The following is a 26,816-nucleotide window of genomic DNA, read 5'->3' on the forward strand; positions in this document are numbered from 1 at the left end:
TAATTATTTGTGTAGGCACTTCGAAGGTGTAACTAGTCTATATAAGGAGGTGATCCAGCCGCAGGTTCCCCTACGGCTACCTTGTTACGACTTCACCCCAGTCATGAACCACAAAGTGGTGAACGCCCTCCCGAAGGTTAAGCTATCCACTTCTTTTGCAGCCCACTCCCATGGTGTGACGGGCGGTGTGTACAAGGCCCGGGAACGTATTCACCGTGGCATTCTGATCCACGATTACTAGCGATTCCGACTTCATGGAGTCGAGTTGCAGACTCCAATCCGGACTACGACAAGCTTTATGGGATCCGCTTACTCTCGCGAGTTCGCAACCCTTTGTACTTGCCATTGTAGCACGTGTGTAGCCCATCCCGTAAGGGCCATGATGACTTGACGTCGTCCCCACCTTCCTCCGGTTTGTCACCGGCAGTCTCCTTAGAGTTCCCACCATTACGTGCTGGCAACTAAGGATAAGGGTTGCGCTCGTTGCGGGACTTAACCCAACATTTCACAACACGAGCTGACGACAGCCATGCAGCACCTGTCTCAGAGTTCCCGAAGGCACTAATCTATCTCTAGAAAATTCTCTGGATGTCAAGGGATGGTAAGGTTCTTCGCGTTGCATCGAATTAAACCACATGCTCCACCGCTTGTGCGGGCCCCCGTCAATTCATTTGAGTTTTAACCTTGCGGCCGTACTCCCCAGGCGGTCTACTTAATGCGTTAGCTGCGCAAGACAACTCTTAAGAGTCAAACTGCTAGTAGACATCGTTTACGGCGTGGACTACCAGGGTATCTAATCCTGTTTGCTACCCACGCTTTCGTACATGAGCGTCAGTGTCGACCCAGGTGGCTGCCTTCGCCATTGGTATTCCTTCAGATCTCTACGCATTTCACCGCTACACCTGAAATTCTACCACCCTCTGTCGCACTCTAGCTAAGCAGTTTCAAATGCAGTTCCCAGGTTGAGCCCGGGGCTTTCACATCTGACTTACTTAGCCGCCTGCGTACGCTTTACGCCCAGTAATTCCGATTAACGCTCGCACCCTCCGTATTACCGCGGCTGCTGGCACGGAGTTAGCCGGTGCTTCTTCTGCGAGTAACGTCAAATCAAGCAGGTATTAACTACTTAACCTTCCTCCTCGCTGAAAGTGCTTTACAACCCGAAGGCCTTCTTCACACACGCGGCATGGCTGCATCAGGCTTGCGCCCATTGTGCAATATTCCCCACTGCTGCCTCCCGTAGGAGTCTGGACCGTGTCTCAGTTCCAGTGTGGCTGATCATCCTCTCAGACCAGCTAGGGATCGTCGGCTTGGTGAGCCTTTACCTCACCAACTACCTAATCCCACTTGGGCTTCTCTAAAGGCGAGAGCCGAAGCCCCCTTTGAGCCGTAGCTATCATGCGGTATTAGCAGTCGTTTCCAACTGTTGTCCCCCACCTAAAGGCAAATTCCCAAGCATTACTCACCCGTCCGCCACTCGTCATCAAACTAGCAAGCTAGTTCATGTTACCGTTCGACTTGCATGTGTTAGGCCTGCCGCCAGCGTTCAATCTGAGCCATGATCAAACTCTTCACTTTAAAAAGTTTAATCACTACTCATCGAATTCTGTTCAAATAAATTTTCGTTCAGACACTCAATGAATAGTTTACAAGTTGCTAGCCTGTCTCATAAGAGACTCTAGCTTATTTTGTTACTACTCAACGGAGTGCCCACACAAATAATTAATTACTAAATTGTTAAAGAACGTTTAGTCCGTAGACTGGGTTAAGACTCTGTCTCAACCGGGACGCGCATTTTACATTGCGTCGTTTTGTTGTCAACGTTTTTTCAAAATCTTTTTTGAAGACTTTTAAATCTGAAATCAAATCGAAGTGAACAAACCCTCTTACGACCCGATGTCTCCCTGACAACGAGGACGCATTATAGGGAGGTTATTTTTATTCGCAAGATCTTTTTTCAAAAAACTTGTATTTTTGCCCTGTTTGTCCAAATAAAGCGCTATATGATCCATTTTTTATAGTTTTCCATCGAATAATGGTCGAAAAGTACACGTTCAGAGTTGTAATTAATTGGATGCCAGCGCCCGCGATTAGTGATCTGAAGTATTTACTCTTATATTTATGATCCTCTTAGTTACAAAACTCATTTTGATGCGAGAAGTAGATAAGTAGATAAGTAGATAAGTAGATAAGTAGATAAGTAGATAAGTAGATAAGTAGATAAGTAGATAAGTAGATAAGTAGATAAGTAGATAAGTAGATAAGTAGATAAGTAGATAAGTAGATAAGTAGATAAGTAGATAAGTAGATAAGTAGATAAGTAGATAAGTAGATAAGTAGATAAGTAGATAAGTATCAATAAAACAAAAGGGCTGCGTCGCGGCAAGCCCTTTTATATATTTTATAAAAAAGCCGGGACAAACCCGGCTCTTTTATTATTCTTCAGTAGCTTCAACTACTTCAGCATCTGCATCAAGTTCTGGTCTATCAACCAGTTCAATGTACGCCATTGGTGCTTTATCACCAGTACGGTAACCACACTTGATAATACGAGTGTAACCACCTGGACGTTCACTGTAACGCTGACCTAAATCAGTAAATAGCTTACCTACTACTTCCGCATCACGTGTGCGAGCGAAAGCAAGACGACGGTTTGCTACGCTGTCAGACTTAGCCATAGTGATCAATGGTTCGATCACACGACGTAATTCTTTAGCTTTTGGCAACGTTGTTTTGATGATTTCATGCTTCACCAAAGAACCCGCCATGTTACGGAACATCGCTTGACGATGACTGCTGTTGCGGTTTAATTGACGACCACTCTTACGATGGCGCATGAGCTTTTCCTTCTAACTAATTCGTTTAAAAATTTAGTCGTTATCTAACAGACTAGCCGGCGGCCAGTTCTCTAGGCGCATGCCAAGAGATAAACCACGAGACGCTAATACGTCTTTGATTTCTGTTAGAGACTTCTTACCAAGGTTAGGAGTTTTAAGTAACTCAACCTCAGTACGCTGTACTAAATCACCGATATATTGTACTTGTTCAGCTTTCAAACAGTTCGCTGAACGAACAGTCAATTCTAGATCGTCTACTGGACGTAATAGAATCGGATCAAATTCTGGCTTCTCTTCTTCTTGCTGTACTTCAGTAACGTCACGTAGGTCTACGAACGCTTCTAACTGTTCAGCTAGAATAGTAGAAGAACGACGGATAGCTTCTTCAGGATCTAAAGTGCCATTCGTTTCCATATCAATGATCAATTTATCTAAATCAGTACGCTGTTCTACACGAGCACTTTCAACTGAGTAAGCAATACGCTCTACCGGGCTGAAAGATGCGTCTAGAAGTAAGCGACCAATTGGACGATCTTCTTCGTCTGAGGACACACGCGCAGAAGCAGGAACATAACCACGGCCACGCTGCACGTTTACACGCATTGAAATTTCAGAGCTTTCGCTCGTTAAGTTACAAATTACGTGCTCAGGGTTGATGATTTCTACATCACCATCGTGCTGAAAATCAGCAGCTGTAACAGGGCCAATACCTGACTTGTTTAAAGTCAAAGTAACTTCGTCCTTACCCTCTACGCGAACTGCCAAACCTTTTAGGTTTAACAGAATTTCGATCACATCTTCCTGTACACCTTCTTTTGCACTGTATTCGTGCTGTACGCCGTCGATTTCTACTTCGGTTACTGCACAACCAGGCATAGACGACAACAAGATTCTACGCAACGCATTACCAAGTGTGTGGCCAAAACCACGCTCTAATGGCTCAAGCGTTACTTTTGCTCGAGTTGCACTAACTTGTTCAATATCTACAAGCCTAGGCTTAAGGAATTCAGTTACAGACCCCTGCATTTTATATCCTCTTATGTTTCAACTTTACTTAGAGTAAAGTTCAACAATTAACTGTTCGTTAATCTCTGCAGACAATTCAGAGCGCTCTGGGTTCGCTTTATACGTACCAGACATCTCTTTGCTATCTACTTCAATCCAAGTCGGTTTTTCACGTTGTTCAGCTAACTCAAGAGCTGCAATGATACGACCTTGCTTTTTCGATTTTTCACGAACAGCAACTACGTCATTTGCAGACACTTTGTAGGAAGGAATGTTCACTACGCTACCGTTAACAACAATTGACTTGTGGCTAACTAGCTGACGAGCTTCCGCACGAGTACTTGCGTAACCCATACGATAAACAACGTTATCTAAGCGGCTCTCTAAAAGTTGTAATAGGTTCTCACCAGTATTACCTTTAATACGAGCTGCTTCTTTGTAGTAGTTACGGAATTGTTTTTCTAAAACACCGTAAATACGACGTACTTTTTGTTTTTCACGAAGCTGCAAACCGTAGTCAGACAAACGAGGCTTACGAGCGCCGTGTTGACCTGGTGCAGTGTCGAGCTTACATTTTGTATCTATTGCACGTACGCCACTTTTAAGGAACAAGTCTGTTCCTTCGCGACGACTAAGCTTTAGCTTTGGACCCAAATATCTTGCCATGTTCTTTCTCCACTAACAGTCGTTATACACGACGTTTCTTAGGCGGACGACAACCGTTATGAGGAATTGGTGTCACGTCAGTAATGTTAGTGATCTTGTAACCCACTGCGTTTAACGCACGGATTGCAGATTCACGACCTGGACCTGGGCCCTTGACGAACACTTCAATATTCTTCAAACCGTACTCTTTTGCTGCTTCGCCTGCGCGTTCAGCCGCTACCTGTGCAGCGAATGGTGTAGATTTACGTGAACCACGGAAACCTGAACCACCTGCAGTAGCCCAAGACAATGCATTGCCTTGACGGTCGGTTAAAGTAACGATTGTGTTGTTGAAAGAAGCATGGATATGAGCCATACCATCAGCAACTTGCTTTTTTACTTTTTTACGTGAACGAGTTGGAGCTTTTGCCATTTCTTGCTACCTCGCCTTATTTAGTAATAGGTTTACGTGGACCCTTACGTGTACGCGCATTAGTCTTAGTGCGCTGACCACGTAGAGGAAGGCTACGACGGTGGCGAAGACCACGGTTACAACCTAAATCCATTAAACGTTTAATGTTTAAAGTTACTTCACGGCGAAGGTCACCTTCTACAGTGTACTTGCCAACTTCTTCACGTAATTTATCTAAATCTTGTTCAGATAATGTTCCGATTTTCGTATCTTCTGCGATACCAGTAGCCGCCAAAATTGCTTTTGAACGAGTTTTACCGATACCGAAAATCGCAGTTAGTGCGATTACAGCGTGTTTACGATCGGAAATGTTAATGCCAGCGATACGGGCCACTAACACATCTCCTATAGTTTTGGGTCAGTCGAAAAGCCCGTTAGGATACTCGACCTATGACCGTTTGTAAATATGGGCGAGAAAACTTCCCGCCCGCTTTGTTACGTCGTATTAACCCTGACGCTGCTTATGCTTAGGGTCTGTACAGATTACGCGAACAACACCTGAACGCTTAATTACTTTACAGTTACGACATATCTTCTTAACGGAAGCACGTACTTTCATTGCTTTAACTCCGCAATCTAACGGCTATAGCCTTTCAGGTTGGCTTTATCTAAAGCTTTTCCTGCAAGGTTTGCCTTCTTAAGAACAGAATCATACTGATGAGACATCAACAGTGTTTGAACCTGCGCCATAAAATCCATGACAACAACAACGATGATTAACAACGATGTGCCGCCAAAGTAAAATTGAACGTTCCAAGCAATCATCATGAACTCAGGAACTAAACAAACGAACGTAATATACATTGCGCCTGCTAGTGTCAAACGTGTCATTACCTTGTCGATAAAACGAGACGTTTGTTCACCTGGTCTGATACCTGGAATGAATGCACCTGAGCGCTTCAAGTTATCAGCTGTTTCTCTCGGGTTGAAAACCAACGCGGTGTAGAAAAAACAGAAGAAAATTATAGCAGCTGCGTACAACATCACATATAGGGGTTGTCCCGGTGATAATGTAAGAGATAACTGCTGCAAAAAGTCTGCAACGGCACCTTCTCCAGTACCAAACCAAGCTGCAATTGTGCTTGGGAACATGATAATACTACCAGCAAAAATTGGTGGTATTACGCCAGCCATATTTACCTTAAGTGGTAAATGAGAGCTTTGTGCCTGAAACACTTGGCGACCCTGTTGACGCTTAGCGTAGTTAACAACGATACGACGTTGACCACGTTCTACGAAAACAACAAAGTATGTAACCGCAAAAACAATCACTGCAATCAACAATAGTAACAACACATTAAGCTCGCCTTGACGTGCTTGCTCTGCTGTTTGGCCTATCGCAGATGGCAACCCTGCAACAATACCGGTGAAAATTAGTATTGAAATACCATTACCGATACCACGCTCAGTAATTTGTTCACCTAACCACATTAAGAACATGGTACCAGTAACCAAACTCACTACCGCTGTGAAATAGAAACCTGGACCTGGGTTTAAAACCAGACCTGGCATCATATTTGGTAGGCTAGTAGCGATACCGAACGACTGGAATGTCGCTAATACTAACGTGAAATAACGTGTATATTGACTGATCTTTTTACGACCTGCCTCACCTTCTTTCTTCAGCTCAGCTAAAGAAGGGTGCATAACCGTTAATAACTGCATGATAATCGATGCAGTTATGTATGGCATGATACCTAACGCTAATACCGAAGCACGCTCAAGCGCACCACCGGAGAACATGTTAAACATTTCTACGATGGTACCCTTTTGCTGTTCGAATAATTCAGCTAGTACTGCAGCATCTATCCCAGGAATTGGAACAAAAGAACCCAGTCGAAAAACGACTATCGCAAGAAAAACAAACATTAAACGTTGTTTTAACTCGGTGAATCCTGTTTGTCCGCTTTGTAGATCTAATCCTGGTTTAGCCATAATGTACTTGTCCTTATTCTACTTTTCCGCCAGCTGCAACGATAGCTTCAGCCGCACCTTTAGTAACACGTAGACCAGCTACAGTTACTGAACGAGCGATTTCGCCAGATTTAACAACTTTAACGAAAAGCATGTCTTTTTTCACTAGGCCAGCAGCTTTCAAAGTTTCTAAAGAAACGATGTCGCCTTCTACCTTAGCGATTTCAGACAATGTTACTTCATCAGTTACCAACGATTTACGAGAAGTGAAACCGAACTTCGGTAAGCGACGTTGTAAAGGCATTTGACCACCTTCAAAACCTGGCTTAACACTTCCGCCTGAGCGTGATTTCTGACCTTTGTGTCCACGACCACCAGTTTTACCTAAACCAGAACCGATACCGCGACCAACACGTTTCTTGTCTGACTTAGCACCTGGTGCTGGAGATAGAGTATTCAAACGCATCGATTACCCCTCCACTTTAACCATGTAATGAACTTGGTTGATCATACCACGTACACATGCTGTGTCTTCTAACTCAACAGTGTGGTTGATACGACGTAAACCCAAGCCACGTAAAGTAGCTTTATGCTTCGGTAAACGACCGATAGAGCTACGAGTTTGTGTTACTTTAATCGTCTTCTTAGCCATGGTGCATTACCCCAAGATTTCGTCAACGTTTAGACCACGCTTAGCAGCAACTTGTTCAGGTGATTTCATACCTGCAAGTGCGTCAACTGTTGCGCGAACTACGTTGATTGGGTTAGTTGAACCGTAACATTTAGATAGTACGTTATGTACACCTGCTACTTCTAGTACTGCACGCATCGCGCCACCGGCGATGATACCTGTACCTTCAGAAGCTGGCTGCATGTAAACTTTAGAACCAGAGTGACGACCCTTGATAGGGTGTTGCAATGTTCCGTTAGTTAATTCAACGTTTACCATGTTACGACGCGCTTTTTCCATTGCTTTTTGAATAGCAGCTGGAACTTCACGCGCTTTACCATAGCCAAAACCTACACGGCCGTTTTTGTCACCAACAACAGTTAAAGCTGTGAACGAGAAAATACGACCACCCTTAACTACTTTTGATACACGGTTAACCGCGATAAGCTTTTCTTCGAATTCTGTTTGTTTTGCTTCTACATTAGACATGAGCTGCTCCTAGAACTGAAGACCGGCTTCGCGTGCAGCGTCTGCTAACGCTTTTACACGGCCGTGATATTTAAAACCGCTACGGTCAAATGACACTTTCTCAACGCCATTTTTAACCGCACGTTCTGCAATTGCTTTACCAACCGCAGCTGCAGCTTCAACGTTACCTGTAGACTTAACCGCAGAGCGGATATCTTTTTCTACAGTCGACGCCGCCGCTAACACCTTACCTTCAGGAGAAATTACCTGAGCGTAAGCGTGACGAGGCGTACGGTGCATTACTAAACGAGTAACACCGTTTTCGATAAACGTTCTGCGAGCGCGCTTGGCACGACGTAAACGAGCTGTTTTCTTATCCATCGTCTTACCTTACTTTTTCTTCGCCTCTTTGCGACGAACGATTTCATCGCTGTAACGGATACCTTTGCCTTTATACGGCTCTGGTTCACGATACTTGCGAATGTTCGCTGCAACTTGACCAACTAAATGTTTACTTGCACCTTTAACAACGATCTCAGTTTGAGAAGGTGCTTCGATAGTCACGCCAGCTGGAATTTCAAAATCAACTGGGTGTGAGAAACCTAAAGATAGGTTCAAAACGTTGCCTTTTACCGCTGCACGGTAACCAACACCATTTAAAATCAAACGTTTCTCAAAACCTTCGCTAACGCCAACAACTAAGTTGTTGATAGTCGCACGAGCTGTACCAGCTTGTGCCCACGCATCAGCAAAGCTATCGCGAGGTAAGGTACGTACTTCGTTGTCCGCTAGAACAACTTCAACAGCTTCGTTAACGTTCAACGCTAACTCGCCTACTTTACCTTTAACTTTTACTTCCTGGCCGTTAATTGCAACTTCAACACCGGCAGGAACAGTAATAGGTGCTTTTGCTACTCGAGACATTCTGACTCTCCTATTATGCTACGTAGCCGATGATTTCGCCGCCGATGCCCGCTTTACGAGCTGCACGGTCAGTCATCAAACCTTTTGATGTAGAAACGATAGCAATACCTAGACCACCCATTACTTTAGGTAGGTCTGTAGTCTTCTTATAGATACGAAGACCAGGACGGCTAACGCGTTTAATTGTTTCGATTACTGGCTTACCTTCGAAGTACTTAAGAGTAACGTTTAATTCTTTCTTAACGTCACCTGATACTTCGTAATCAGCAATAAAACCTTCGCTCTTCAAAAGTTCAGCTAAAGCTGTTTTCAACTTTGATGAAGGCATTGTAACGGCTACCTTGTTAGACATTTGACCGTTACGTACGCGGGTGAACATATCCGCGATAGGATCTTGCATGCTCATCTTTCAATACTCCCAGATTCTTACCAAGAAGCCTTTTTAAGGCCTGGAACTTCACCACGCATAGCTGCTTCACGTAGTTTGATACGGCTAAGGCCGAACTTACGTAAGTAACCATGTGGACGACCTGTCACGTTACAACGGTTACGTTGACGTGAAGGGCTTGAATCACGAGGAAGCTCTTGAAGTTTAAGCACTGCTGCCCAACGATCTTCGTCAGACGTGTTAACGTCTTTGATGATTGCCTTTAACTCGGCACGTTTAGCAGCGTATTTTTCTACTAATTTGGCACGTTTTACGTCACGTGCTTTCATAGATTGTTTAGCCATAACTCTACACCTTATCCTTTAAATGGGAAGTTGAAAGCAGCTAACAGAGCGTGACCTTCCTCATTTGACTTAGCAGATGTAGTGATAGTGATATCTAAACCACGTACCTTGTCTACTTTATCAAAATCGATTTCAGGGAAGATAATTTGCTCGCGTACACCCATGCTATAGTTACCGCGACCGTCGAATGACTTAGGATTTAAGCCACGGAAGTCACGAACACGAGGAAGAGCGATAGTGATTAAACGCTCTAAAAAGTCCCACATACGCTCGCCGCGTAGAGTTACCTTGGCACCGATTGGGTAGCCTTCACGAATTTTAAAGCCAGCAACTGACTTACGTGCACGAGTAACAACAGGCTTCTGACCAGCAATAGATTGCATGTCAGCAGTCGCTGCTTCTAGTACTTTTTTATCCGCTAAAGCTTCACCCAAACCCATGTTCAGGGTAATTTTCTCAAGTCGAGGGACTTGCATGACAGATGTGTAGCCGAACTGTTTCATTAGTTCAGGCACTACGCTGTCTTTATAAGTATCATGCAGTTTCGCCATCGTATACTCCAAGATTAGATAGTTTTACCATTAGATTTGAAGAAACGAACTTTTTTGCCGTCTTCAAATTTAAAACCTACACGATCAGCTTTACCCGTTTCTGGGTTAAGGATCGCAACATTTGATACGTTTACTGACGCTTCTTTTTCAACAATGCCACCAGGTTGCTGTAGTTGTGGTACAGGCTTTTGGTGTTTCTTGATAAGGTTCACGCCTTCTACGATTAATCGGTCAGTACCAGTGATAACTTTCAAAACTTTACCAGTTTTGCCTTTATCTTTACCAGCGATGACGATTACTTCATCTTCACGACGAATTTTGCTTGCCATTTTTAGCTCCTTAAATTACTTCAGGTGCCAATGACACGATTTTCATGAACTGATCACCGCGAAGTTCGCGAGTAACAGGACCGAAAATACGAGTTCCGATTGGCTGCAAGTTGGCGTTCAAAATAACAGCGGCATTACTGTCGAAACGGATGGCTTGGCCATCTGGACGACGAATCGCTGCTTTAGTGCGAACTACCACCGCGTTAAGAACATCACCTTTTTTAACTTTACCGCGAGGAATTGCTTCCTTAACAGTAACTTTAATGATGTCACCGATACCGGCGTAACGACGGTGAGAGCCACCAAGAACCTTAATACACTGTACGCGTCGTGCGCCTGAGTTATCAGCCACATCTAACGTAGTTTGCATTTGGATCATGTTTAGTGCTCCGCTAAATTAAGTTTTATACTTCAATGTCCTTTCGGACCAGCTGCTTTCTAGCCATTATTGGCTACCCCCTACAAAAGGGCGCGCAAGTATAACTAAGTGATGGTCGAAATACAACCTAATTCGCGGTTTGATTAAATAATAATCGACAACAAATTTATAAGTGGTTGCTGCATCTACTGATCTTTTTCGCTGGCCGAAACCAAAAATAAAAAACCGGAGCAAAAGCCCCGGTTTTTCTAAGCTATTTTCTTTAAAAAATTAAAGAACTTTTGCTTTTTCTACAACGTCAACCAAAGTCCAAGATTTGTTCTTAGAAATTGGCGCACATTCACGGATAGTTACCGTGTCACCGATACCACATTGGTTGTTTTCGTCGTGTGCGTGCAACTTAGTTGTACGCTTAACGAATTTACCGTAGATAGGGTGTTTAACAAAGCGTTCGATTGCAACAACGATAGACTTGTCCATCTTGTCGCTAACAACGCGGCCTTGTAATGTACGGATATTTTCGCTCATTACGCACCTGCCTTATTTTGTGCAATTACTGTTTTAACACGTGCAATGTTGCGACGTACTTCACGTAGTAAGTGTGTTTGAGCTAGTTGACCAGAAGATTGTTGCATGCGCAAGTTGAACTGCTCACGTAACAAACCTAGTAGTTCAGCTTGTAGCTCTTCTACAGTTTTATCTTTAAGTTCGCTAGCTTTCATTACATCACCGTTCTAGTTACAAAAGTGGTTTTGAATGGCAGTTTACGTGCCGCTAAGCGGAACGCTTCACGTGCCAAACCTTCTTCAACACCGTCCATTTCGTAAAGTACTTTACCAGGCTGAATTTCCGCAACCCAGTATTCAACGTTACCTTTACCTTTACCTTGACGAACTTCAAGCGGCTTAGCCGTGATTGGTTTGTCAGGGAATACACGGATCCAGATTTGACCTTGACGTTTAATGTGACGTGTCATTGCACGACGAGCTGCTTCGATTTGACGTGCAGTCATACGACCACGGCCAGTAGCCTTAAGGCCGAAAGTACCAAAGCTAACCTTGTTACCGTTCTGCGCTAGACCGCGGTTGCGACCTTTGTGCTGCTTACGGAATTTTGTACGTTTTGGTTGTAACATCGTCTACTCCTACTTAGCGCTTTTGCTACGACGCTTCTTCGCTGGTTTAGGTTGTTTTGGCTCTTCTTGAGAGATAGAACCGAAACCACCAAGTACTTCACCTTTAAAGATCCATACTTTAACACCGATGATGCCGTAAGTAGTTAATGCTTCAGAAGTTGCATAGTCGATATCAGCACGTAAAGTGTGTAGTGGTACACGACCTTCACGATACCATTCTGAACGTGCAATCTCAGCACCGCCCAAACGACCGCTTACTTCAACTTTGATACCTTTTGCACCAACACGCATTGCGTTTTGTACCGCGCGCTTCATAGCACGACGGAACATAACACGACGCTCAAGCTGGCTTGAGATGCTTTCAGCTACTAGCTGTGCATCTAATTCCGGCTTGCGGATCTCTGCGATGTTGATTTGAGCAGGTACGCCTGTCAATTTCGCTACAACGTTACGAAGTTTTTCAACGTCTGCGCCTTTCTTACCGATTACAACACCTGGACGAGCCGTGTGAATAGTAACCTTGATAGACTTTGCAGGACGCTCAATCGTAATTTTTGAAACTGAAGCGTTCTTTAATTCTTTAGTCAGATACTGACGAACTTTGATGTCGCCATTAAGTTGACTAGCGTAATCTTTTGTATTCGCGTACCAGGTAGCAACCCATGGTTTAGTGATACCTAGGCGAATTCCCGTAGGATGAACTTTTTGTCCCATTAGTAAATCTCCTAGTCCGCAACTACAACAGTAATGTGTGAAGAGCGCTTAAGTACGCGGTCTGCGCGTCCTTTTGCACGAGTCTTGATGCGTTTCATAGTTGGACCTGCGTCAATCATGATTTTCGCAACTTTTAGTTCATCGATGTCTGCGCCTTCGTTATGCTCAGCATTCGCGATTGCAGATTCAAGAACTTTCTTCACCAATACAGCAGCTTTTTTGTTGCTGAATGTTAATACGTCTAACGCCTTATCGACTGGTAGACCACGAATCTGGTCAGCTACCAAGCGAGCCTTCTGTGGAGAAGTACGGGCAAAACGATGTTTAGCTAAAGCTTCCATTATCTACTCCTTACTTCTTCTTAGCTTTCTTGTCAGCCGCGTGACCGCGGTACGTACGAGTAGGTGCAAATTCACCTAACTTATGGCCAACCATTTCGTCAGATACAAACACAGGAACGTGTTGACGACCATTATGGACAGCGATGGTCAATCCGATCATGTCAGGAATGATCATTGAGCGACGAGACCAAGTTTTAATTGGTTTCTTGTTCCCGCTTTCCAAGGCTGCTTCAACCTTCTTCAGCAAGTGTAGGTCAATAAAAGGACCTTTCTTGAGAGAACGTGGCATGGTATTACCTCACTAATTATTTATTACGACGACGAACAATGTACTTGTCCGTACGCTTATTCTTACGAGTCTTAGCACCTTTAGTCGGTTTACCCCAAGGAGTAACCGGGTGACGACCACCAGAAGTACGACCTTCACCACCACCGTGCGGGTGATCAACCGGGTTCATTACAACACCACGGACAGTCGGACGAACACCGCGCCAACGGCTTGCACCAGCTTTACCAAGCTGACGAAGCATGTGCTCAGCGTTACCTACTTCACCTAAAGTTGCACGACAATCAGCTAATACCTTGCGCATTTCGCCTGAACGAAGACGTAAAGTAACGTATTGACCGTCACGTGCTAGGATTTGCACATATGCACCTGCAGAACGTGCAAGCTGTGCGCCTTTACCAGGCTTAAGCTCAACGTTGTGTACAGTACTACCAACTGGCATGTTACGCATAGGCATAGCATTACCAGGCTTGATTGGTGCATCAACACCAGAAATAATCTGGTCACCAGCTTTAAGACCTTTAGGCGCGATGATGTACTTACGTTCACCGTCTGCGTAAAGAACTAAAGCGATGTTTGCGCTGCGGTTTGGATCATATTCCAAACGCTCAACTGTTGCTGGGATACCGTCTTTGTTACGTTTGAAGTCAACGATACGGTAGTGTTGCTTATGACCACCACCGATGTGACGTACAGTGATACGACCATTGTTGTTACGACCACCAGTTTTAGATTTTTTCTCTAAAAGAGGAGCGTATGGTGCACCTTTGTGTAAGTCAGGGTTAACTACTTTCGTCACATGACGACGACCAGCAGATGTTGGTTTACATTTTACTAGAGCCATTTTTTACTCTCCAATTACTCTGCTGCGCCGTCTTCAAGATCAAGGCTTTGACCTTCTGCAAGTGTCACGTAAGCTTTCTTCCAGTTCTTACGACGACCCATACGCATACCAGTACGCTTAGCCTTACCCTTAACGTTAAGAGAGTTAACTTTCTTAACTTCAACTTCAAAAAGCTTTTCAACAGCAGCTTTGATTTCTTCTTTTGTAGCGTCTACAGCAACTTTAAATACTAATGTATTGTTCGCTTCTGTTGCTAAAGTAGTCTTTTCAGAAACATGTGGAGCTACTAATACTTTTAACAAACGTTCTTCGCTTATCATGCTAGCATCTCCTCAATTTGCTTAACTGCACCAGCAGTAACCAATACTTTATCAAACGCGATCAAGCTAACTGGGTCGATAGTTGCTACATCACGTACGTCAACTTTGTACAAGTTGCGTGCTGATAAGAACAAGTTCTCAGACACTTCTTCAGTAATGATCAATACGTCTTTTAAGCTCATTTCATTTAACTTAGCAGCAAGTGCTTTAGTTTTTGGTGTTTCAACATCAAAGTTTTCAACAACCACGAAACGCTCTTGACGAACTAGCTCAGAAAGGATGCTTTTGATCGCACCACGGTACATTTTCTTATTCACTTTTTGTGAATGATCTTGTGGCTTAGCTGCGAAAGTTACGCCACCAGAACGCCAGATTGGAGAACGGATTGTACCAGCACGGGCACGACCTGTTCCTTTTTGACGCCATGGCTTCTTACCACCACCGCTAACTTCTGAGCGAGTTTTTTGAGCTTTAGAACCTTGACGTGCACCTGCAGCGTATGCAGTTACAACTTGGTGTACTAATGCTTCATTGAACTCACGTCCGAAAGTAGCTTCTGAAACTTCAACAGCGCCGTTTGCGCCTGCAAAATCTAATTTCATCACTATTCTCCGGATTACGCTTTAACAGCAGGTTTAACGATGACGTCGCCGCCAATTGCACCTGGTACAGCGCCTTTAACTAGAAGTAAGTTACGCTCTGCATCAACACGTACTAACTCAAGGTTTTGAGTAGTAGTGCGAACGTTACCCATTTGGCCGGCCATTTTCTTACCTTTGAATACACGACCTGGTGTTTGGTTTTGACCAATAGAACCAGGAGCACGGTGAGAAAGTGAGTTACCGTGAGTCGCGTCTTGCATCGAGAAATTATGACGCTTAACACCACCTTGGAAACCTTTACCTTTTGACGTGCCAGTAACATCTACTAACTTAGCGTCGTTAAATACTTCTACAGTAATTTCGCTACCAACTTCGATACCTTCGCCTTCAGCTGCGGCTAAGCGGAACTCCCATAAACCACGACCAGCTTCAACACCTGCTTTCGCAAAGTGGCCAGCTTGTGCCTTAGTTACACGGTTCGCTTTTTTAGAGCCAGCAGTCACCTGAAGAGCGCGGTAACCGTCGGTTTCTTCGTTACGGATTTGAGTAACACGGTTAGGTGTTGCTTCAATTACCGTAACAGGAATTGATACGCCATCTTCAGTGAAGACACGAGTCATTCCCACTTTACGTCCGACTAGACCAATAGTCATTTTGAAACCCCTTTAATCTCTCGATTAACCCAGACTGATCTGAACATCTACACCAGCAGCAAGATCTAAGCGCATAAGAGCGTCAACAGTTTTTTCTGTTGGCTCAACGATGTCGATTAGACGCTTGTGCGTACGAATTTCGTATTGATCACGCGCATCTTTGTTTACGTGTGGAGATACCAATACAGTGAAGCGTTCTTTACGAGTAGGTAGTGGAATAGGACCACGAACCTGCGCGCCTGTACGCTTTGCCGTTTCAACGATTTCTTGTGTTGACGAATCGATTAATCGATGGTCGAACGCTTTCAATCGGATACGAATACGTTGACTGTTCATTTTATTCCTCAAAAAGAGCATTTTAGAAAGAGCATAAAAAAACATCGCGTTATCCCCGTTTTACCGGTAATAAGCGGTGTTCCTTTATCTATTTAATGAATCCCAAATCGGGACTCCTGTATATTCACTGACTAATTGTCAGTGTTTCAAACCGATAAAAAGAGCATCTAAATATTTCGGTTTGTCCCTAAAACTGTCCTTACGGAATTTCAGGGAGTGCGCATTGTATAGTTTTTGATTATAAATGCAACATTTATTTAAGACTAAATGTTGAGAAAAGCAAAGCGGCGCAAGGCACGCCGCGATAACCTGTTATTTTATTTACACTTGTTCTGCTGAAAAAGTATACAACAATTCAGCACCAGACTCGATTTGAGCTTTTAGACTATGAATACGCGGTAATAAACGCGCAAAGTAATAATTAGCGGTAAGCTTCTTACTTTCCGCTAGTGCTTCATTACCTTCTAATGATTCTGCAGCAACCACCATTTTCGCCCACATATATGCATACAGTACATAACCAGCAAGATGTAAGAAGTCCACTGACGCAGCACCAATAGCATTTTTATCTGTTGCAGCTTCAGCTAATACTGTGTCGGCTGTTTCTTTTAATAAGTCAGCTGCTTTGTTTAACTCTGACATTAAAGAAGCATTAACTGAGTTATTGTCCGAGGCGAACGCTTTTATTTCATCAATGATAGAATTTAAAGTAGCACCTTTATCCATAGCGACTTTACGACCCATTAGGTCTAGTGCTTGGATGCCGTTGGTACCCTCATAAATTTGAGTAATGCGACAATCACGTACAAGCTGCTCTTGACCCCATTCACGTACGTAACCGTGACCGCCCAATACTTGTTGGCCGGCAATACAACCTTCTAAGCTAGTGTCGGTAACAAATGCTTTAGCAATTGGAGTTAACAGTTGCGCTTTAGCGTCGGCTAATTTTGCCTGCTCTTTATCGTCACTGAACTTGGCAACATCTAACTGGATAGAAACATAGGTACCAAATGCACGGGCAGCCTCGTTCATAGCACGCATATTTAGAAGCATACGGCGTACATCAGGGTGAACAACAATCGGATCACAGTCTTTATCCGTCATGCGCTCTACGCCTTTACCTTGACCACGGTCCATGGCGTAAAGTTTAGCGTTTTGGTATGAGCGTTCTGCGGCACCAAGACCCTGAAGTCCAACTAACAGGCGCTCGTAGTTCATCATTGTAAACATAGCAGCAAGGCCTTTGTTCACCTCACCAACTAAGTAACCTTTAGCGCCATCAAAATTGATCACACATGTTGCGCTTGTGTGAATACCCATCTTGTGTTCAATAGAGCCACAACTAACAGCGTTAGGTTCTTGTAGATTGCCTTGCGCATCAACATTAATTTTTGGTACTAAGAATAGTGAAATACCGCGAGAACCTTCCGGTGCGTCAGGTAATTTTGCTAGTACTAAATGAATGATATTTTCTGTTAGGTCGTGCTCACCACCTGAAATGAAAATTTTGCTACCAGTAATGTCATAACTACCGCAATCATTTGGCACTGCTTTCGTTTTGATAAGACCAAGGTCAGTACCAGCGTGAGCTTCAGTTAAACACATTGAGCCAGTCCACTGACCAGAATACATATTTGGAAGGTAAAGTTCTTTAAGCTCTTCTGAAGCGTGTGCATTAATCGCCAAACACGCACCAGCCGTTAGTCCCGGATAAAGTGCAAAAGCCAAGTCTGCAGAACACATCATTTCTTCATGCATAGCAGTGATAGACTTAGGCATACCCATACCACCAAATTCTGGATTGCCTGCTAGACCAATCCAACCACCTTCGGCTACTACATTATATGAGTCTTTGTACGACGCTGGTGTTGTTACATCACCACTATCAAATTTTACGCCTTCTTCATCAGCAGCACGGCTAAATGGTGCAATCGCCTCTTCAGTTACTTTGGCGCTCTCAGCTAAGATAGCCATGGCCGTATCGACATCGATGCTCTCTGATAGGTGAGCGTTTTCCTGCCAAAACTCTTGTACTTTAAAAGTATCAAACAGGATAAAGTTCATATCATTTAGTGGTGCGTTGTATTGACTCATAATGCTCTCATTTAAACAATTATTGTGTGTTTTATGATTTTGACTATACATGATAACTGGTCGGATGACATAGTCAAACCATCTCGTTTGTTGTCAAATCTACGTTAAATGTAGCTAAAGCGTTTAATCTCTCCACTTTTATTACTGTGCTGTCGATGTTGCAACTAATGAAAGTCTCGAGCTTTAGTTTTGAGCCCTTCTAATTCACTGGTTAAATCAATGAGTTTACCCGCTATTACGTGGATCACTTCACCCTCTCGTTCCAAAATCCCTTTCACTTTAAGTACCTTGGATGTCAGAAAACCTTGTTTTTGAGCACGAGCTGTAGCAACCCACACGACAACATTAGTATTGCCGGTATCATCTTCGAGGGTCATGAAGGTTACACCTGACGCAGTGCCCGGACTCTGTCGACCCGTTACCACTCCAACAACAGTAACGGGTGTTTTGTGGCGACACAGGCGTAATTCGTTTGCAGGAGTATAGCGACCTAATTGTCCCTGTTCTTTTAACAACGTAATTGGATGATGATCCAGACTCAGACCCGTCGCCGCATAGTCCTCTATCAATGTCTGATATTGTGTTGGTTGGGTAGATAAGGCTTGCTGTGAAGGATCGGATAGGTGTCTAAACAAGGGAAGTTCAGTTTCTAAATCCATCATTTGCCAACGCGTTTCATATCGATTTCCCGCAATACCTTTAAAAACGTCTGCACTGGCCAGCGCCTGCATTTCATTACTCGGAATTTTTAAACGCTTTAATTCAGCAATATTTTTAAAGTGCCCCTGTTTTGTACGAACACCTACAATTCGCTCTATCGTTGTTTGTTTAATCCCTTTCACGAGTCTAAACCCCAAACGAATAGCCAAGCCTGAAAGCTCCGGTTCACCTTCCACAAGCGAATGGTCCCACTCCGAATAGTTAATATCGATGGGTAAAATCAATACATCGTGGCGCTTTGCATCTTGTATCAGTTGCGCAGGCCCATAAAAACCCATTGGTAGACTATTTAACAAGCCGCAATAAAAAGCCTCAGGATAGTGGTGTTTCAACCATGCAGAAACATAAGCCAAAACAGCAAAACTAGCAGAATGTGACTCAGGAAACCCGTATTCACCAAACCCGCAAATTTGCTGGAAAATACGCTCTGCAAATTCTTCACTGTAACCTCGCTGTGACATCCCCGCCACCAGCTTTTGACGAAATTGGTTAAGCTGGCCGTTGCGTTTCCATTTGCCCATTGCTCTGCGCAGTTGGTCGGCTTCACCACCGGTAAAACCGGCTGCCACCATAGCCAACTTAATAACCTGTTCCTGAAATATAGGTACTCCCAAGGTCCGATATAATACAGCCTCTACTTCTTTAGACGGATAATCAACAGGCTCAATGCCCTCTCGCCTTTTTAAGTATGGGTGCACCATACCTCCTTGAATTGGCCCAGGCCTTACAATTGCAATTTGAATCACCAGGTCATAATAAGTCTTAGGTTTAAGCCTAGGTAACATGCTCATCTGTGCTCGTGATTCGATCTGGAAGACCCCAACCGTATCCGCTTGCTTGATCATTTCATATACTTCAAGGTCATCCCCCATCGCCGTAATATCAGCGATACTTACTGAACGCTGATAGTGTGCTTTGATTAAAGCAAAGGACTTTCGAATGGCAGTTAGCATACCTAAAGCAAGGACATCAACTTTCAATAGCGCTAAGCTCTCTAAGTCATCTTTGTCCCACTGGATAACAGTTCGGCCATCCATCGCCGCATTTTCGACTGGGACTAGCTCATGTAGTGGTCCAGAGGAAATGATAAAACCGCCAACGTGTTGAGATAGGTGACGAGGAAATCCTTTAATTTGCTCCACCAGCAAAATAAATTGTTTTCCTTTTTCCGACTGTGGGTTCAACCCTAATTCGCTGAGTTGTTCGAACCAATAAGCCTGTCGGTCGCGTCGGTTGATATTTTTAATAAAAAAATCCAACTGTAGCTCTTCAAACCCGAGCGCTTTTCCAACCTCTCGAATTGCGCTTTTGGTTCGATATGTCACTACGGTTGCAGCAATAGCGGCATGATTACGACCGTATTTTTGATAAATATATTGAAAAATTTCTTCTCTGCGCTGATGCTCAAAGTCGACATCAATATCAGGTGGCTCATTGCGCTCTTTTGAGATAAAACGCTCAAAAAGCACGTTGATTTGAGAAGGATCCACCGCCGTAATTTCTAAGCAATAACACACTACGGAATTAGCCGCTGAGCCCCGCCCTTGATATAGAATCCCTTTGCGCTTGGCATACTGCACAATGTCATAGATAGTGATAAAAAAGTGTTCGTATTGCATCTCAGCGATAAGGCCTAATTCTTTTTCTATCAGTCCTTTCACCTCTTCTGTTGGGCCTTCCGGAAAACGTTTTTTAACACCTGCTTCTACTAACGTTCGCAAATACTCTGACGGTGTCTGTTGTTTTGGGATCAGCTCAGAAGGATATTCATATCGCAATTCACCAAGGTCAAATTCACATTGCTCAGCCAAAAGAACTGAATTTAATAACCACTCTGTTTTGTATAACGCAGCAAGTTTATTAGGTGGTCGAATGCATTGTTCTGCATTACTAAGTGCGGCACGACCTAGCTGTTCAACTTGAGTTCCTAATCGTGTTGCAGTCAACACATGTTGTAACGGTAGGCGCTGTGGGTCGTGCATTAACACTTGGCCACAAGCAATAATAGGTAAATTAAAATCTGCCGCTAATTTCTCGCAGGTTTTAACGTATCTATGCTCTCCATGATTAAGTACTTTGGTGAGACCTAAATACAATTGTTCGGGCCATCGCCCATTTAAACTTAATAGCCATTTGGCATCTTGACGGTCTTTATCTAATTCACCACTTGGGTGCCAAATAACAAAACACTCTCTTACCGAGCGTAAATCCCATGCATTAAGCTCATATTCACCTTTTTCACACCGGCGTCTTGCATTTGTGATCACCCGACATAGCTCTGCATACGCTTTTCGATTTGGGCACAATAACGTTAACCTCAGACTCTGTTGATAAGTAAAGTGACTTCCAATGATTAAACGAATGGGTAAATGATGCTCTTTGATGTGACTGTATGCTCGGACAACGCCAGCAACAGAACATTCATCGGTAATTGCTATAGAGTGGTATTGATAGGCGGTCGCCTGCTCTACGATTTCTTCTGGGTGGGACGCCCCTGTTAAAAAGCTGAAGTTAGTAAAACTACATAACTCCGCATACCCCGGATAAATACGGCTCATGAAAAATACCCATGGACAAACCACTGCTGATTTGGCGTTCTGAATATCCAAAGCTTTTTACCTTGCTGGTTTTCTGCCACATAGTAGTCTCGACATGTAGGGGCAAACTCCCACCAACCAGACGTAATACGCTCAGGACCAGATAGTATCGTCACTTGCTCTTTTAGCTCGCTCGGTATCGCCTGCAAATAACTAGGTCTAATGTCTAACAGACTAGTTGGTTGCCAAAACGTTCCTTTAGAAATCGTCCCCAAACGTGAATCGCTAGACGCTTGTGTTGATACGGCCTTCCTAGTCTCAGTAATGTCATTGAGGGGAGACAAGACTGTCACTTTAGATGGCTCTAAAGCATGCCGATGGTACATTCGGTATACGTGCTCACGTCCTAGCTTAGCTTGTAACATGGCACACAGCTCTTGTGATTCTAGAGCGCTCGCTTGCTGATTAAACAAATCATTCACCCGCGCTGACTGCGACACTAAACGAGTACATATCAACCGAATACTTACGACTGGCTCAGCCAACTTTACCGACTCTAGTTGCAGTCGAACCAACGACAACCACTTACTCGCTCGGTACTCACCATCCCCACGCTCTACGTACATTGAAATAAACTCGTTGTACCGGTAACACAATTCAAAGCACAAGGTTTGCGCAACTTTATTACGGATTTTTAAATACGTTTCGAGTTCTTTTAATAGTTTTTTAATTGGATGCTGTAACACTTCGGCATTACTAATTTCGTACATCAGCTCTAACGTACGTCGGTATTCGAGCTTTGGGCTAAACAAGGCTAATTTGGTATGTAATTCTCCTGTCAGCTGGCCAAGGTAAGTAAACAAAGGTAAGTCAAAGCGTTTGGCCAGTTGCTTTAGAGGAATATCTAGTAATTCTGCGATGGTCTTTATGCCGACTCTATGAAGTTGCTCCTTTTGTTTTGGACTTATCTGTAAGTAATCAATCGGTAGTTGTTTTAGTGCTGTTATGGACTCATCAGGGTTGGTATACAAAACATTGACTTTGGCTTGCGCTAATACTTTTGCCATTCTCGGACTCGGCGCCGAGGCGTAATAAAAGCTCAATGCCTGATCGGCAAAACAAGTTGTGACTGCTAGCCAATAATCACTAATGTCTTTATAAAGACGCAGCATATTATCAATCCGTAAAAACAGACCATTTGGTGGATCTAAAGCAATATCCGCAGTCAACTTGTACAGTCGTTCGGCTAATTCAAAAAGCCTCTCTTGCTCTATTTCAGGTTGATACTCTAAAACTTTAAGGGTTTGGCTCAACGATAAGGACATCGCCAATCCCATTCCCACCTTGATCCCGAGCGTTCTCGCAAACGCATTAAACTGAACGACCTCATGGTGTCTTGGGTCGACAATGATCACAGGTTCAGTTTCTTGAGATAAGTTACTAGAGCTTTCTAGCTGTAAAGAATGAAACGACAAGTAAAGCCACTGCATCGCGCTACCTGATAAGCCTTTACCGATCAATGACCAGCTGCGCGTGGAAACGCTACAACATTATCATTTGCCATTACTGGCTTGTCTCTAGATATCAACTCTGGCCACCATTCACTCATATCGACCGTAAAGTAATCCGTTGCTCGGCCACCTTTTTGTTTATCTACTTTTAATTGAATACCTTTAGCATGCGAAGTGATACTCAAGCTCACCGTACTCGGTAAAGAAAATAAGGGCTGTGCTTTTTGATACCGAAACAAAATTAAACTCGCTCCGCCCTGCTCACAAGCCAACATAAGACGCCGAATTTGTTTAATCGATAGGCTGTCTTGCCATAATACAACGGCGCTACAACAACCACTCGACAAACACTGTTCGGTGGCCCATAACGATTGCTCTTCACTGGTTGGAGTCAGTAACAGTACTTTGTCGACATTGATGTGATTGGCCATTAAGTATTCGGCATTAAGCTGTATTGGTGGTGCAACAAAAACCAATTGTCCGGCGTTTTGTTTGGCCGACAAAAACGGCGTCATCAGTCGTAACTCACCAACGCCGAAAGCGGTTTTGAGCTCTATAATACCTTGCTCAGGAAAACCACCTTGCAACGCTTGATCAACCTCATTGAAACCACTGGGAATTCGTTTAATTTGCTCACGACTATTGCAGCCATACCAAACGAGCCCTTTGTTCTGATATTCACTTAACTCTAACATAACCACCACCAACACTGTTTATTTATACAGTATAAATACAGTGGGTAGATATTGCCAAGTCAAAAATAAAAAAGCCGCTGTAAAAAGCGGCTTGTTTTATGATTTATAAACAGATTTATTTGTTCGATTAATAATCAAACCCCTGTAAGGCTTTTACTCCTGAATCAAACGCATGCTTGATGTTTTTTACTTCACTAACCGTATCAGCAAGCTCTATTAACTCACGGTGCGCAGCACGGCCTGTCACTACTACAGATTGCATATGCGGACGGCTACGTATTGCTGCGAGTACTTCCTCTAAATCGAGGTACTGATAAGTGATCATGTAAGTCAATTCATCCAGTAATACCACGTCTATCGACTCATCCGCTAAAAACGCTTTGGCTTGTTGCCAAGTTTCTTGCGCGGCTTTTGTATCGGATTCTCGGTTTTGTGTATCCCAGGTAAATCCAGTTTTCATAACGGCAAATGGCACGCCGTGTTTTTCCAATAAACGACGCTCTCCGCAGTCCCACTCACCCTTGATAAATTGTACTACGGCGGCTTTTTTGTCATAACCAACGCAACGTGTTACCACGCCAAACCCAGAAGTCGACTTGCCTTTGCCATTACCCGTGATTACTTGAAAAATCCCTTGCTCTTTTTGTGCGGCTTCAACACGCTGATCCACTTGTTCTTTTAATCGCTGTTGGCGCTCTTTGTGTTTTTGGTCTTTATCTTGACTCATCATTTTCCCAAAAGTCTTCTACACTCTAAATCCAGTAATTTGGAAATCACATTACGCTCAATACGAGCGAATAACTCATTAAAACCATTTATTTTATTATTTTTTTATGAAAAGTGTGCCGTTTTGGTTAATTAATGATAGAATCCGGCGGCTTTTTTTAACCAACATATTATTGAGAAGATAGAGCAAGACAATGGCTGACTTATCTAAGTATAGAAATATAGGTATCTTCGCTCACGTTGACGCTGGTAAAACTACCACGACTGAGCGTATTTTGAAATTAACCGGTAAAATCCATAAAACTGGTGAAGTACATGACGGTGAGTCAACTACTGACTTCATGGAACAGGAAGCTGAGCGTGGTATCACGATCCAGTCAGCGGCTGTAACGTGTGAGTGGAAAAATCACCGCTTAAACGTTATCGATACTCCAGGACACGTTGACTTCACAGTTGAAGTATATCGTTCTCTTAAAGTTCTTGACGGTGGTATCGGTGTATTCTGTGGTTCTGGTGGTGTTGAGCCTCAATCAGAAACTAACTGGCGCTACGCAAACGAATCTGAAGTTGCACGTGTAATCTTCGTAAACAAACTAGACCGTTTAGGTGCTGACTTCTACCGCGTTGTTAACCAAGTTAAAAACGTACTTGCAGCAAACCCACTAGTTATGACTCTACCAATCGGTATCGAAGACGACTTCGTTGGTGTTGTAGACGTATTAACTAAGAAAGCTTACGTTTGGGATGACACAGGTCTTCCTGAAAACTACGAAATCACAGACGTTCCTGCGGACATGGTAGACAAAGTTGAAGAATACCACGAAGCATTGATCGAGACTGCTCTAGAGCAAGACGAAGATCTATTAATGGAATACTTAGAAGAAGGTACTGTTCCTTCTGAAGAACAAATCAAAGCGTGTATCCGTAAAGGTACTCGTGACCTAGCGTTCTTCCCAACGTTCTGTGGTTCTGCATTTAAGAACAAAGGTGTTCAGTTAGTACTAGACGCAGTTGTTGATTACCTACCTTCTCCAACAGAAGTAGACCCTCAACCTCTTACTGACAAAGAAACTGGTGAACCTACTGGTGAAGTTGCAACTGTATCTGCAGACGAGCCACTACGTGCGTTAGCGTTCAAAATCATGGACGACCGTTTCGGTGCCCTTACGTTCATCCGTATCTACTCAGGTCGTATGAAGAAAGGTGATACTGTACTTAACTCTGCAACAGGTAAAACTGAGCGTATTGGCCGTATGGTTGAGATGCAAGCAGATGACCGTAACGAGATCTCTGAAGCGCAAGCGGGTGACATCTTAGCGGTTGTTGGTATGAAGAACGTTCAAACTGGTCACACTCTATGTGATCCTAAGCACGAATGTACTCTTGAAGCGATGATCTTCCCTGAGCCGGTAATCTCTATCGCTGTTAAGCCTAAAGATAAAGGCGGTAACGAGAAGATGGGTATCGCGATTGGTAAGATGGTTGCAGAAGATCCATCATTCCAAGTTGAGACTGACGAAGACTCAGGCGAAACTATCCTTAAAGGTATGGGTGAACTTCACTTAGACATCAAAGTAGATATCTTGAAGCGTACTTACGGCGTTGAACTAGAAGTAGGTCAGCCGCAGGTTGCATACCGTGAAACTATCACGCAAGAAATCGAAGATTCATACACGCACAAGAAGCAATCTGGTGGTTCTGGTCAGTTCGGTAAGATCGACTACCGCATCAAGCCAGGTGAGCAAAACTCAGGCTTCACTTTCAGCTCTTCAGTTGTTGGTGGTAACGTTCCTAAGGAATTCTGGCCTGCAGTTGAAAAAGGCTTCAAGAGCATGATGGAAACTGGTGTTCTAGCTGGCTTCCCAGTACTAGACGTTGAAGTTGAACTATTCGATGGTTCATTCCACGCAGTTGACTCATCAGCAGTTGCTTTCGAAATCGCAGCGAAAGGCGCATTCCGTCAATCAATGCCTAAAGCAGGTGCACAACTTCTTGAGCCAATCATGAAAGTTGACGTGTTCTCACCAGAAGACAACGTTGGTGACGTAATCGGTGACCTTAACCGTCGTCGTGGTATGATCAAAGACCAAGAAGCTGGTGCAACTGGCGTACGTATCAAAGCGGACGTACCATTATCAGAAATGTTTGGTTACATCGGTCACTTACGTACTATTACTTCAGGTCGTGGTCAATTCTCTATGGAATTCAGCCACTACAATGCATGTCCACAAAACGTTGCAGACGAAGTAATTGCTAAAGCAAAAGCTGAAAAAGAAGCTAAGTAATTTAGCCTCTTAAATAGCCTCTAAAAGCCTGCCTCGTGCAGGCTTTTTTGTTTGTGTCTGTCCGCTAAAGAGTTGTGCTACAATCACGTCC

Annotated in this window: 34 protein-coding genes and 1 rRNA gene; 1 reads left to right on the forward strand and 34 read right to left on the reverse strand. The window is 43.7% G+C overall.

The features are described from left to right. Positions 1 to 42: 42 nt before the first annotated feature. From J1N51_RS08580 to cobO, 34 genes are all read right to left on the reverse strand, one after another. Positions 43 to 1,578, reverse strand: a 16S ribosomal RNA gene (locus J1N51_RS08580). An 857-nt stretch (positions 1,579 to 2,435) separates the two neighbouring features. Further along, positions 2,436 to 2,837 (reverse strand): 50S ribosomal protein L17, encoded by a 402-nt coding sequence (gene rplQ / locus J1N51_RS08585; protein WP_208830381.1) that lies wholly within the window; start codon positions 2,835 to 2,837, stop codon positions 2,436 to 2,438. Positions 2,838 to 2,870: 33 nt separating this feature from the next. Then, positions 2,871 to 3,863, reverse strand: coding sequence for a DNA-directed RNA polymerase subunit alpha (locus J1N51_RS08590; protein ID WP_208830383.1), 993 nt, complete (start codon positions 3,861 to 3,863; stop codon positions 2,871 to 2,873). A gap of 24 nt (positions 3,864 to 3,887) precedes the next feature. After that, positions 3,888 to 4,508 carry a 30S ribosomal protein S4 gene (gene rpsD / locus J1N51_RS08595; RefSeq protein WP_208830392.1) on the reverse strand — a complete coding sequence of 207 codons (621 nt, stop codon included), beginning with the start codon at positions 4,506 to 4,508 and terminating at the stop codon, positions 3,888 to 3,890. 22 nt (positions 4,509 to 4,530) lie between these two features. Continuing rightward, positions 4,531 to 4,920, reverse strand: a complete 390-nt coding sequence (gene rpsK, locus J1N51_RS08600) for a 30S ribosomal protein S11 (RefSeq protein ID WP_155696621.1) — start codon at positions 4,918 to 4,920, stop codon at positions 4,531 to 4,533. A 16-nt stretch (positions 4,921 to 4,936) separates the two neighbouring features. After that, entirely contained in the window at positions 4,937 to 5,293 is a 357-nt protein-coding gene (gene rpsM, locus J1N51_RS08605) for a 30S ribosomal protein S13 (protein WP_208830394.1), read from the reverse strand. 111 nt (positions 5,294 to 5,404) lie between these two features. Further along, positions 5,405 to 5,518, reverse strand: coding sequence for a 50S ribosomal protein L36 (gene rpmJ, locus J1N51_RS08610; RefSeq protein ID WP_105051509.1), 114 nt, complete (start codon positions 5,516 to 5,518; stop codon positions 5,405 to 5,407). 17 nt (positions 5,519 to 5,535) lie between these two features. Further along, positions 5,536 to 6,894, reverse strand: a complete 1,359-nt coding sequence (gene secY / locus J1N51_RS08615; protein WP_208830396.1) for a preprotein translocase subunit SecY — start codon at positions 6,892 to 6,894, stop codon at positions 5,536 to 5,538. Between the two features lie 13 nt (positions 6,895 to 6,907). Beyond that, positions 6,908 to 7,339 (reverse strand): 50S ribosomal protein L15, encoded by a 432-nt coding sequence (gene rplO / locus J1N51_RS08620; protein WP_208830398.1) that lies wholly within the window; start codon positions 7,337 to 7,339, stop codon positions 6,908 to 6,910. A gap of 3 nt (positions 7,340 to 7,342) precedes the next feature. Continuing rightward, on the reverse strand, positions 7,343 to 7,525 hold the full coding sequence (gene rpmD, locus J1N51_RS08625; protein ID WP_208830400.1) for a 50S ribosomal protein L30: 183 nt from the start codon (positions 7,523 to 7,525) through the stop codon (positions 7,343 to 7,345). 6 nt (positions 7,526 to 7,531) lie between these two features. Continuing rightward, positions 7,532 to 8,032, reverse strand: coding sequence for a 30S ribosomal protein S5 (gene rpsE, locus J1N51_RS08630; RefSeq protein ID WP_208830402.1), 501 nt, complete (start codon positions 8,030 to 8,032; stop codon positions 7,532 to 7,534). 9 nt (positions 8,033 to 8,041) lie between these two features. Beyond that, complete coding sequence (gene rplR / locus J1N51_RS08635) at positions 8,042 to 8,392, reverse strand: 50S ribosomal protein L18 (RefSeq protein WP_208830404.1); 351 nt, start codon at positions 8,390 to 8,392, stop codon at positions 8,042 to 8,044. 9 nt (positions 8,393 to 8,401) lie between these two features. Beyond that, complete coding sequence (rplF, locus tag J1N51_RS08640) at positions 8,402 to 8,935, reverse strand: 50S ribosomal protein L6 (protein WP_208830406.1); 534 nt, start codon at positions 8,933 to 8,935, stop codon at positions 8,402 to 8,404. A 13-nt stretch (positions 8,936 to 8,948) separates the two neighbouring features. Beyond that, a complete protein-coding gene (gene rpsH / locus J1N51_RS08645; RefSeq protein ID WP_208830408.1) occupies positions 8,949 to 9,341 on the reverse strand; it encodes a 30S ribosomal protein S8 in 393 nt (130 codons plus the stop codon). 20 nt (positions 9,342 to 9,361) lie between these two features. After that, on the reverse strand, positions 9,362 to 9,667 hold the full coding sequence (rpsN, locus tag J1N51_RS08650) for a 30S ribosomal protein S14 (RefSeq protein ID WP_208830410.1): 306 nt from the start codon (positions 9,665 to 9,667) through the stop codon (positions 9,362 to 9,364). An 11-nt stretch (positions 9,668 to 9,678) separates the two neighbouring features. Further along, on the reverse strand, positions 9,679 to 10,218 hold the full coding sequence (gene rplE / locus J1N51_RS08655; protein WP_208830412.1) for a 50S ribosomal protein L5: 540 nt from the start codon (positions 10,216 to 10,218) through the stop codon (positions 9,679 to 9,681). A 14-nt stretch (positions 10,219 to 10,232) separates the two neighbouring features. Then, positions 10,233 to 10,547, reverse strand: coding sequence for a 50S ribosomal protein L24 (gene rplX / locus J1N51_RS08660; protein WP_208830413.1), 315 nt, complete (start codon positions 10,545 to 10,547; stop codon positions 10,233 to 10,235). 10 nt (positions 10,548 to 10,557) lie between these two features. Beyond that, complete coding sequence (rplN, locus tag J1N51_RS08665) at positions 10,558 to 10,926, reverse strand: 50S ribosomal protein L14 (protein ID WP_208830415.1); 369 nt, start codon at positions 10,924 to 10,926, stop codon at positions 10,558 to 10,560. A gap of 270 nt (positions 10,927 to 11,196) precedes the next feature. After that, positions 11,197 to 11,454, reverse strand: a complete 258-nt coding sequence (gene rpsQ, locus J1N51_RS08670; protein ID WP_208830417.1) for a 30S ribosomal protein S17 — start codon at positions 11,452 to 11,454, stop codon at positions 11,197 to 11,199. Beyond that, the gene (gene rpmC / locus J1N51_RS08675) at positions 11,454 to 11,648 is read right to left on the reverse strand and encodes a 50S ribosomal protein L29 (protein ID WP_208830425.1); all 195 of its coding nucleotides are present in this window, start codon (positions 11,646 to 11,648) and stop codon (positions 11,454 to 11,456) included. Before rpmC ends, rpsQ begins: the two co-directional genes overlap by 1 nt. Then, entirely contained in the window at positions 11,648 to 12,061 is a 414-nt protein-coding gene (rplP, locus tag J1N51_RS08680; protein ID WP_208830427.1) for a 50S ribosomal protein L16, read from the reverse strand. The genes rpmC and rplP overlap by 1 nt, the downstream gene beginning before the upstream one ends. Positions 12,062 to 12,070: 9 nt before the next feature. After that, a complete protein-coding gene (gene rpsC / locus J1N51_RS08685; RefSeq protein ID WP_208830429.1) occupies positions 12,071 to 12,775 on the reverse strand; it encodes a 30S ribosomal protein S3 in 705 nt (234 codons plus the stop codon). 11 nt (positions 12,776 to 12,786) lie between these two features. Next, complete coding sequence (rplV, locus tag J1N51_RS08690; protein WP_208830431.1) at positions 12,787 to 13,116, reverse strand: 50S ribosomal protein L22; 330 nt, start codon at positions 13,114 to 13,116, stop codon at positions 12,787 to 12,789. Between the two features lie 10 nt (positions 13,117 to 13,126). Further along, the gene (gene rpsS / locus J1N51_RS08695; protein ID WP_155696653.1) at positions 13,127 to 13,405 is read right to left on the reverse strand and encodes a 30S ribosomal protein S19; all 279 of its coding nucleotides are present in this window, start codon (positions 13,403 to 13,405) and stop codon (positions 13,127 to 13,129) included. A 16-nt stretch (positions 13,406 to 13,421) separates the two neighbouring features. Then, entirely contained in the window at positions 13,422 to 14,246 is an 825-nt protein-coding gene (gene rplB, locus J1N51_RS08700; RefSeq protein ID WP_208830433.1) for a 50S ribosomal protein L2, read from the reverse strand. Between the two features lie 14 nt (positions 14,247 to 14,260). Further along, positions 14,261 to 14,566, reverse strand: a complete 306-nt coding sequence (gene rplW / locus J1N51_RS08705; RefSeq protein WP_208830435.1) for a 50S ribosomal protein L23 — start codon at positions 14,564 to 14,566, stop codon at positions 14,261 to 14,263. Then, entirely contained in the window at positions 14,563 to 15,168 is a 606-nt protein-coding gene (gene rplD, locus J1N51_RS08710; protein WP_208830437.1) for a 50S ribosomal protein L4, read from the reverse strand. The genes rplW and rplD overlap by 4 nt, the downstream gene beginning before the upstream one ends. A 14-nt stretch (positions 15,169 to 15,182) precedes the next feature. Further along, positions 15,183 to 15,821: a 50S ribosomal protein L3 gene (gene rplC, locus J1N51_RS08715; RefSeq protein ID WP_208830439.1), complete on the reverse strand. Its 639-nt coding sequence runs from the start codon at positions 15,819 to 15,821 to the stop codon at positions 15,183 to 15,185. Positions 15,822 to 15,845: 24 nt separating this feature from the next. Beyond that, entirely contained in the window at positions 15,846 to 16,157 is a 312-nt protein-coding gene (rpsJ, locus tag J1N51_RS08720; protein ID WP_208830441.1) for a 30S ribosomal protein S10, read from the reverse strand. 321 nt (positions 16,158 to 16,478) lie between these two features. Next, positions 16,479 to 18,251, reverse strand: a complete 1,773-nt coding sequence (locus J1N51_RS08725; protein WP_208830443.1) for an acyl-CoA dehydrogenase C-terminal domain-containing protein — start codon at positions 18,249 to 18,251, stop codon at positions 16,479 to 16,481. Between the two features lie 164 nt (positions 18,252 to 18,415). Further along, positions 18,416 to 21,529, reverse strand: coding sequence for an error-prone DNA polymerase (locus J1N51_RS08730; protein WP_208830445.1), 3,114 nt, complete (start codon positions 21,527 to 21,529; stop codon positions 18,416 to 18,418). Continuing rightward, complete coding sequence (locus tag J1N51_RS08735) at positions 21,526 to 22,998, reverse strand: Y-family DNA polymerase (protein WP_208830447.1); 1,473 nt, start codon at positions 22,996 to 22,998, stop codon at positions 21,526 to 21,528. Before J1N51_RS08735 ends, J1N51_RS08730 begins: the two co-directional genes overlap by 4 nt. A gap of 26 nt (positions 22,999 to 23,024) precedes the next feature. Continuing rightward, complete coding sequence (gene imuA / locus J1N51_RS08740) at positions 23,025 to 23,714, reverse strand: translesion DNA synthesis-associated protein ImuA (RefSeq protein ID WP_208830449.1); 690 nt, start codon at positions 23,712 to 23,714, stop codon at positions 23,025 to 23,027. A 127-nt stretch (positions 23,715 to 23,841) separates the two neighbouring features. Beyond that, positions 23,842 to 24,441: a cob(I)yrinic acid a,c-diamide adenosyltransferase gene (gene cobO / locus J1N51_RS08745; RefSeq protein ID WP_208830451.1), complete on the reverse strand. Its 600-nt coding sequence runs from the start codon at positions 24,439 to 24,441 to the stop codon at positions 23,842 to 23,844. A 193-nt stretch (positions 24,442 to 24,634) separates the two neighbouring features. Between cobO and fusA the strand changes: the two genes are divergently transcribed. Next, entirely contained in the window at positions 24,635 to 26,725 is a 2,091-nt protein-coding gene (fusA, locus tag J1N51_RS08750; protein WP_208830453.1) for an elongation factor G, read from the forward strand. The last annotated feature ends 91 nt before the right edge of the window (positions 26,726 to 26,816 follow it).

Source organism: Psychrosphaera ytuae (assembly GCF_017638545.1).
Lineage (GTDB): Bacteria > Pseudomonadota > Gammaproteobacteria > Enterobacterales > Alteromonadaceae > Psychrosphaera > Psychrosphaera ytuae.

Bases quoted from the DNA above. Each gene is read 5' to 3' on its own strand.
- rplQ (WP_208830381.1), bottom strand. From the start codon at position 2,837: ATGCGCCATCGTAAGAGTGGTCGTCAATTAAACCGCAACAGCAGTCAT.
- J1N51_RS08590 (WP_208830383.1), bottom strand. From the start codon at position 3,863: ATGCAGGGGTCTGTAACTGAATTCCTTAAGCCTAGGCTTGTAGATATT.
- rpsD (WP_208830392.1), bottom strand. From the start codon at position 4,508: ATGGCAAGATATTTGGGTCCAAAGCTAAAGCTTAGTCGTCGCGAAGGA.
- rpsK (WP_155696621.1), bottom strand. From the start codon at position 4,920: ATGGCAAAAGCTCCAACTCGTTCACGTAAAAAAGTAAAAAAGCAAGTT.
- rpmJ (WP_105051509.1), bottom strand. From the start codon at position 5,518: ATGAAAGTACGTGCTTCCGTTAAGAAGATATGTCGTAACTGTAAAGTA.
- secY (WP_208830396.1), bottom strand. From the start codon at position 6,894: ATGGCTAAACCAGGATTAGATCTACAAAGCGGACAAACAGGATTCACC.
- rplO (WP_208830398.1), bottom strand. From the start codon at position 7,339: ATGCGTTTGAATACTCTATCTCCAGCACCAGGTGCTAAGTCAGACAAG.
- rpmD (WP_208830400.1), bottom strand. From the start codon at position 7,525: ATGGCTAAGAAGACGATTAAAGTAACACAAACTCGTAGCTCTATCGGT.
- rpsE (WP_208830402.1), bottom strand. From the start codon at position 8,032: ATGTCTAATGTAGAAGCAAAACAAACAGAATTCGAAGAAAAGCTTATC.
- rplR (WP_208830404.1), bottom strand. From the start codon at position 8,392: ATGGATAAGAAAACAGCTCGTTTACGTCGTGCCAAGCGCGCTCGCAGA.
- rplF (WP_208830406.1), bottom strand. From the start codon at position 8,935: ATGTCTCGAGTAGCAAAAGCACCTATTACTGTTCCTGCCGGTGTTGAA.
- rpsH (WP_208830408.1), bottom strand. From the start codon at position 9,341: ATGAGCATGCAAGATCCTATCGCGGATATGTTCACCCGCGTACGTAAC.
- rpsN (WP_208830410.1), bottom strand. From the start codon at position 9,667: ATGGCTAAACAATCTATGAAAGCACGTGACGTAAAACGTGCCAAATTA.
- rplE (WP_208830412.1), bottom strand. From the start codon at position 10,218: ATGGCGAAACTGCATGATACTTATAAAGACAGCGTAGTGCCTGAACTA.
- rplX (WP_208830413.1), bottom strand. From the start codon at position 10,547: ATGGCAAGCAAAATTCGTCGTGAAGATGAAGTAATCGTCATCGCTGGT.
- rplN (WP_208830415.1), bottom strand. From the start codon at position 10,926: ATGATCCAAATGCAAACTACGTTAGATGTGGCTGATAACTCAGGCGCA.
- rpsQ (WP_208830417.1), bottom strand. From the start codon at position 11,454: ATGAGCGAAAATATCCGTACATTACAAGGCCGCGTTGTTAGCGACAAG.
- rpmC (WP_208830425.1), bottom strand. From the start codon at position 11,648: ATGAAAGCTAGCGAACTTAAAGATAAAACTGTAGAAGAGCTACAAGCT.
- rplP (WP_208830427.1), bottom strand. From the start codon at position 12,061: ATGTTACAACCAAAACGTACAAAATTCCGTAAGCAGCACAAAGGTCGC.
- rpsC (WP_208830429.1), bottom strand. From the start codon at position 12,775: ATGGGACAAAAAGTTCATCCTACGGGAATTCGCCTAGGTATCACTAAA.
- rplV (WP_208830431.1), bottom strand. From the start codon at position 13,116: ATGGAAGCTTTAGCTAAACATCGTTTTGCCCGTACTTCTCCACAGAAG.
- rpsS (WP_155696653.1), bottom strand. From the start codon at position 13,405: ATGCCACGTTCTCTCAAGAAAGGTCCTTTTATTGACCTACACTTGCTG.
- rplB (WP_208830433.1), bottom strand. From the start codon at position 14,246: ATGGCTCTAGTAAAATGTAAACCAACATCTGCTGGTCGTCGTCATGTG.
- rplW (WP_208830435.1), bottom strand. From the start codon at position 14,566: ATGATAAGCGAAGAACGTTTGTTAAAAGTATTAGTAGCTCCACATGTT.
- rplD (WP_208830437.1), bottom strand. From the start codon at position 15,168: ATGAAATTAGATTTTGCAGGCGCAAACGGCGCTGTTGAAGTTTCAGAA.
- rplC (WP_208830439.1), bottom strand. From the start codon at position 15,821: ATGACTATTGGTCTAGTCGGACGTAAAGTGGGAATGACTCGTGTCTTC.
- rpsJ (WP_208830441.1), bottom strand. From the start codon at position 16,157: ATGAACAGTCAACGTATTCGTATCCGATTGAAAGCGTTCGACCATCGA.
- J1N51_RS08725 (WP_208830443.1), bottom strand. From the start codon at position 18,251: ATGAGTCAATACAACGCACCACTAAATGATATGAACTTTATCCTGTTT.
- J1N51_RS08730 (WP_208830445.1), bottom strand. From the start codon at position 21,529: ATGAGCCGTATTTATCCGGGGTATGCGGAGTTATGTAGTTTTACTAAC.
- J1N51_RS08735 (WP_208830447.1), bottom strand. From the start codon at position 22,998: ATGCAGTGGCTTTACTTGTCGTTTCATTCTTTACAGCTAGAAAGCTCT.
- imuA (WP_208830449.1), bottom strand. From the start codon at position 23,714: ATGTTAGAGTTAAGTGAATATCAGAACAAAGGGCTCGTTTGGTATGGC.
- cobO (WP_208830451.1), bottom strand. From the start codon at position 24,441: ATGAGTCAAGATAAAGACCAAAAACACAAAGAGCGCCAACAGCGATTA.
- fusA (WP_208830453.1), top strand. From the start codon at position 24,635: ATGGCTGACTTATCTAAGTATAGAAATATAGGTATCTTCGCTCACGTT.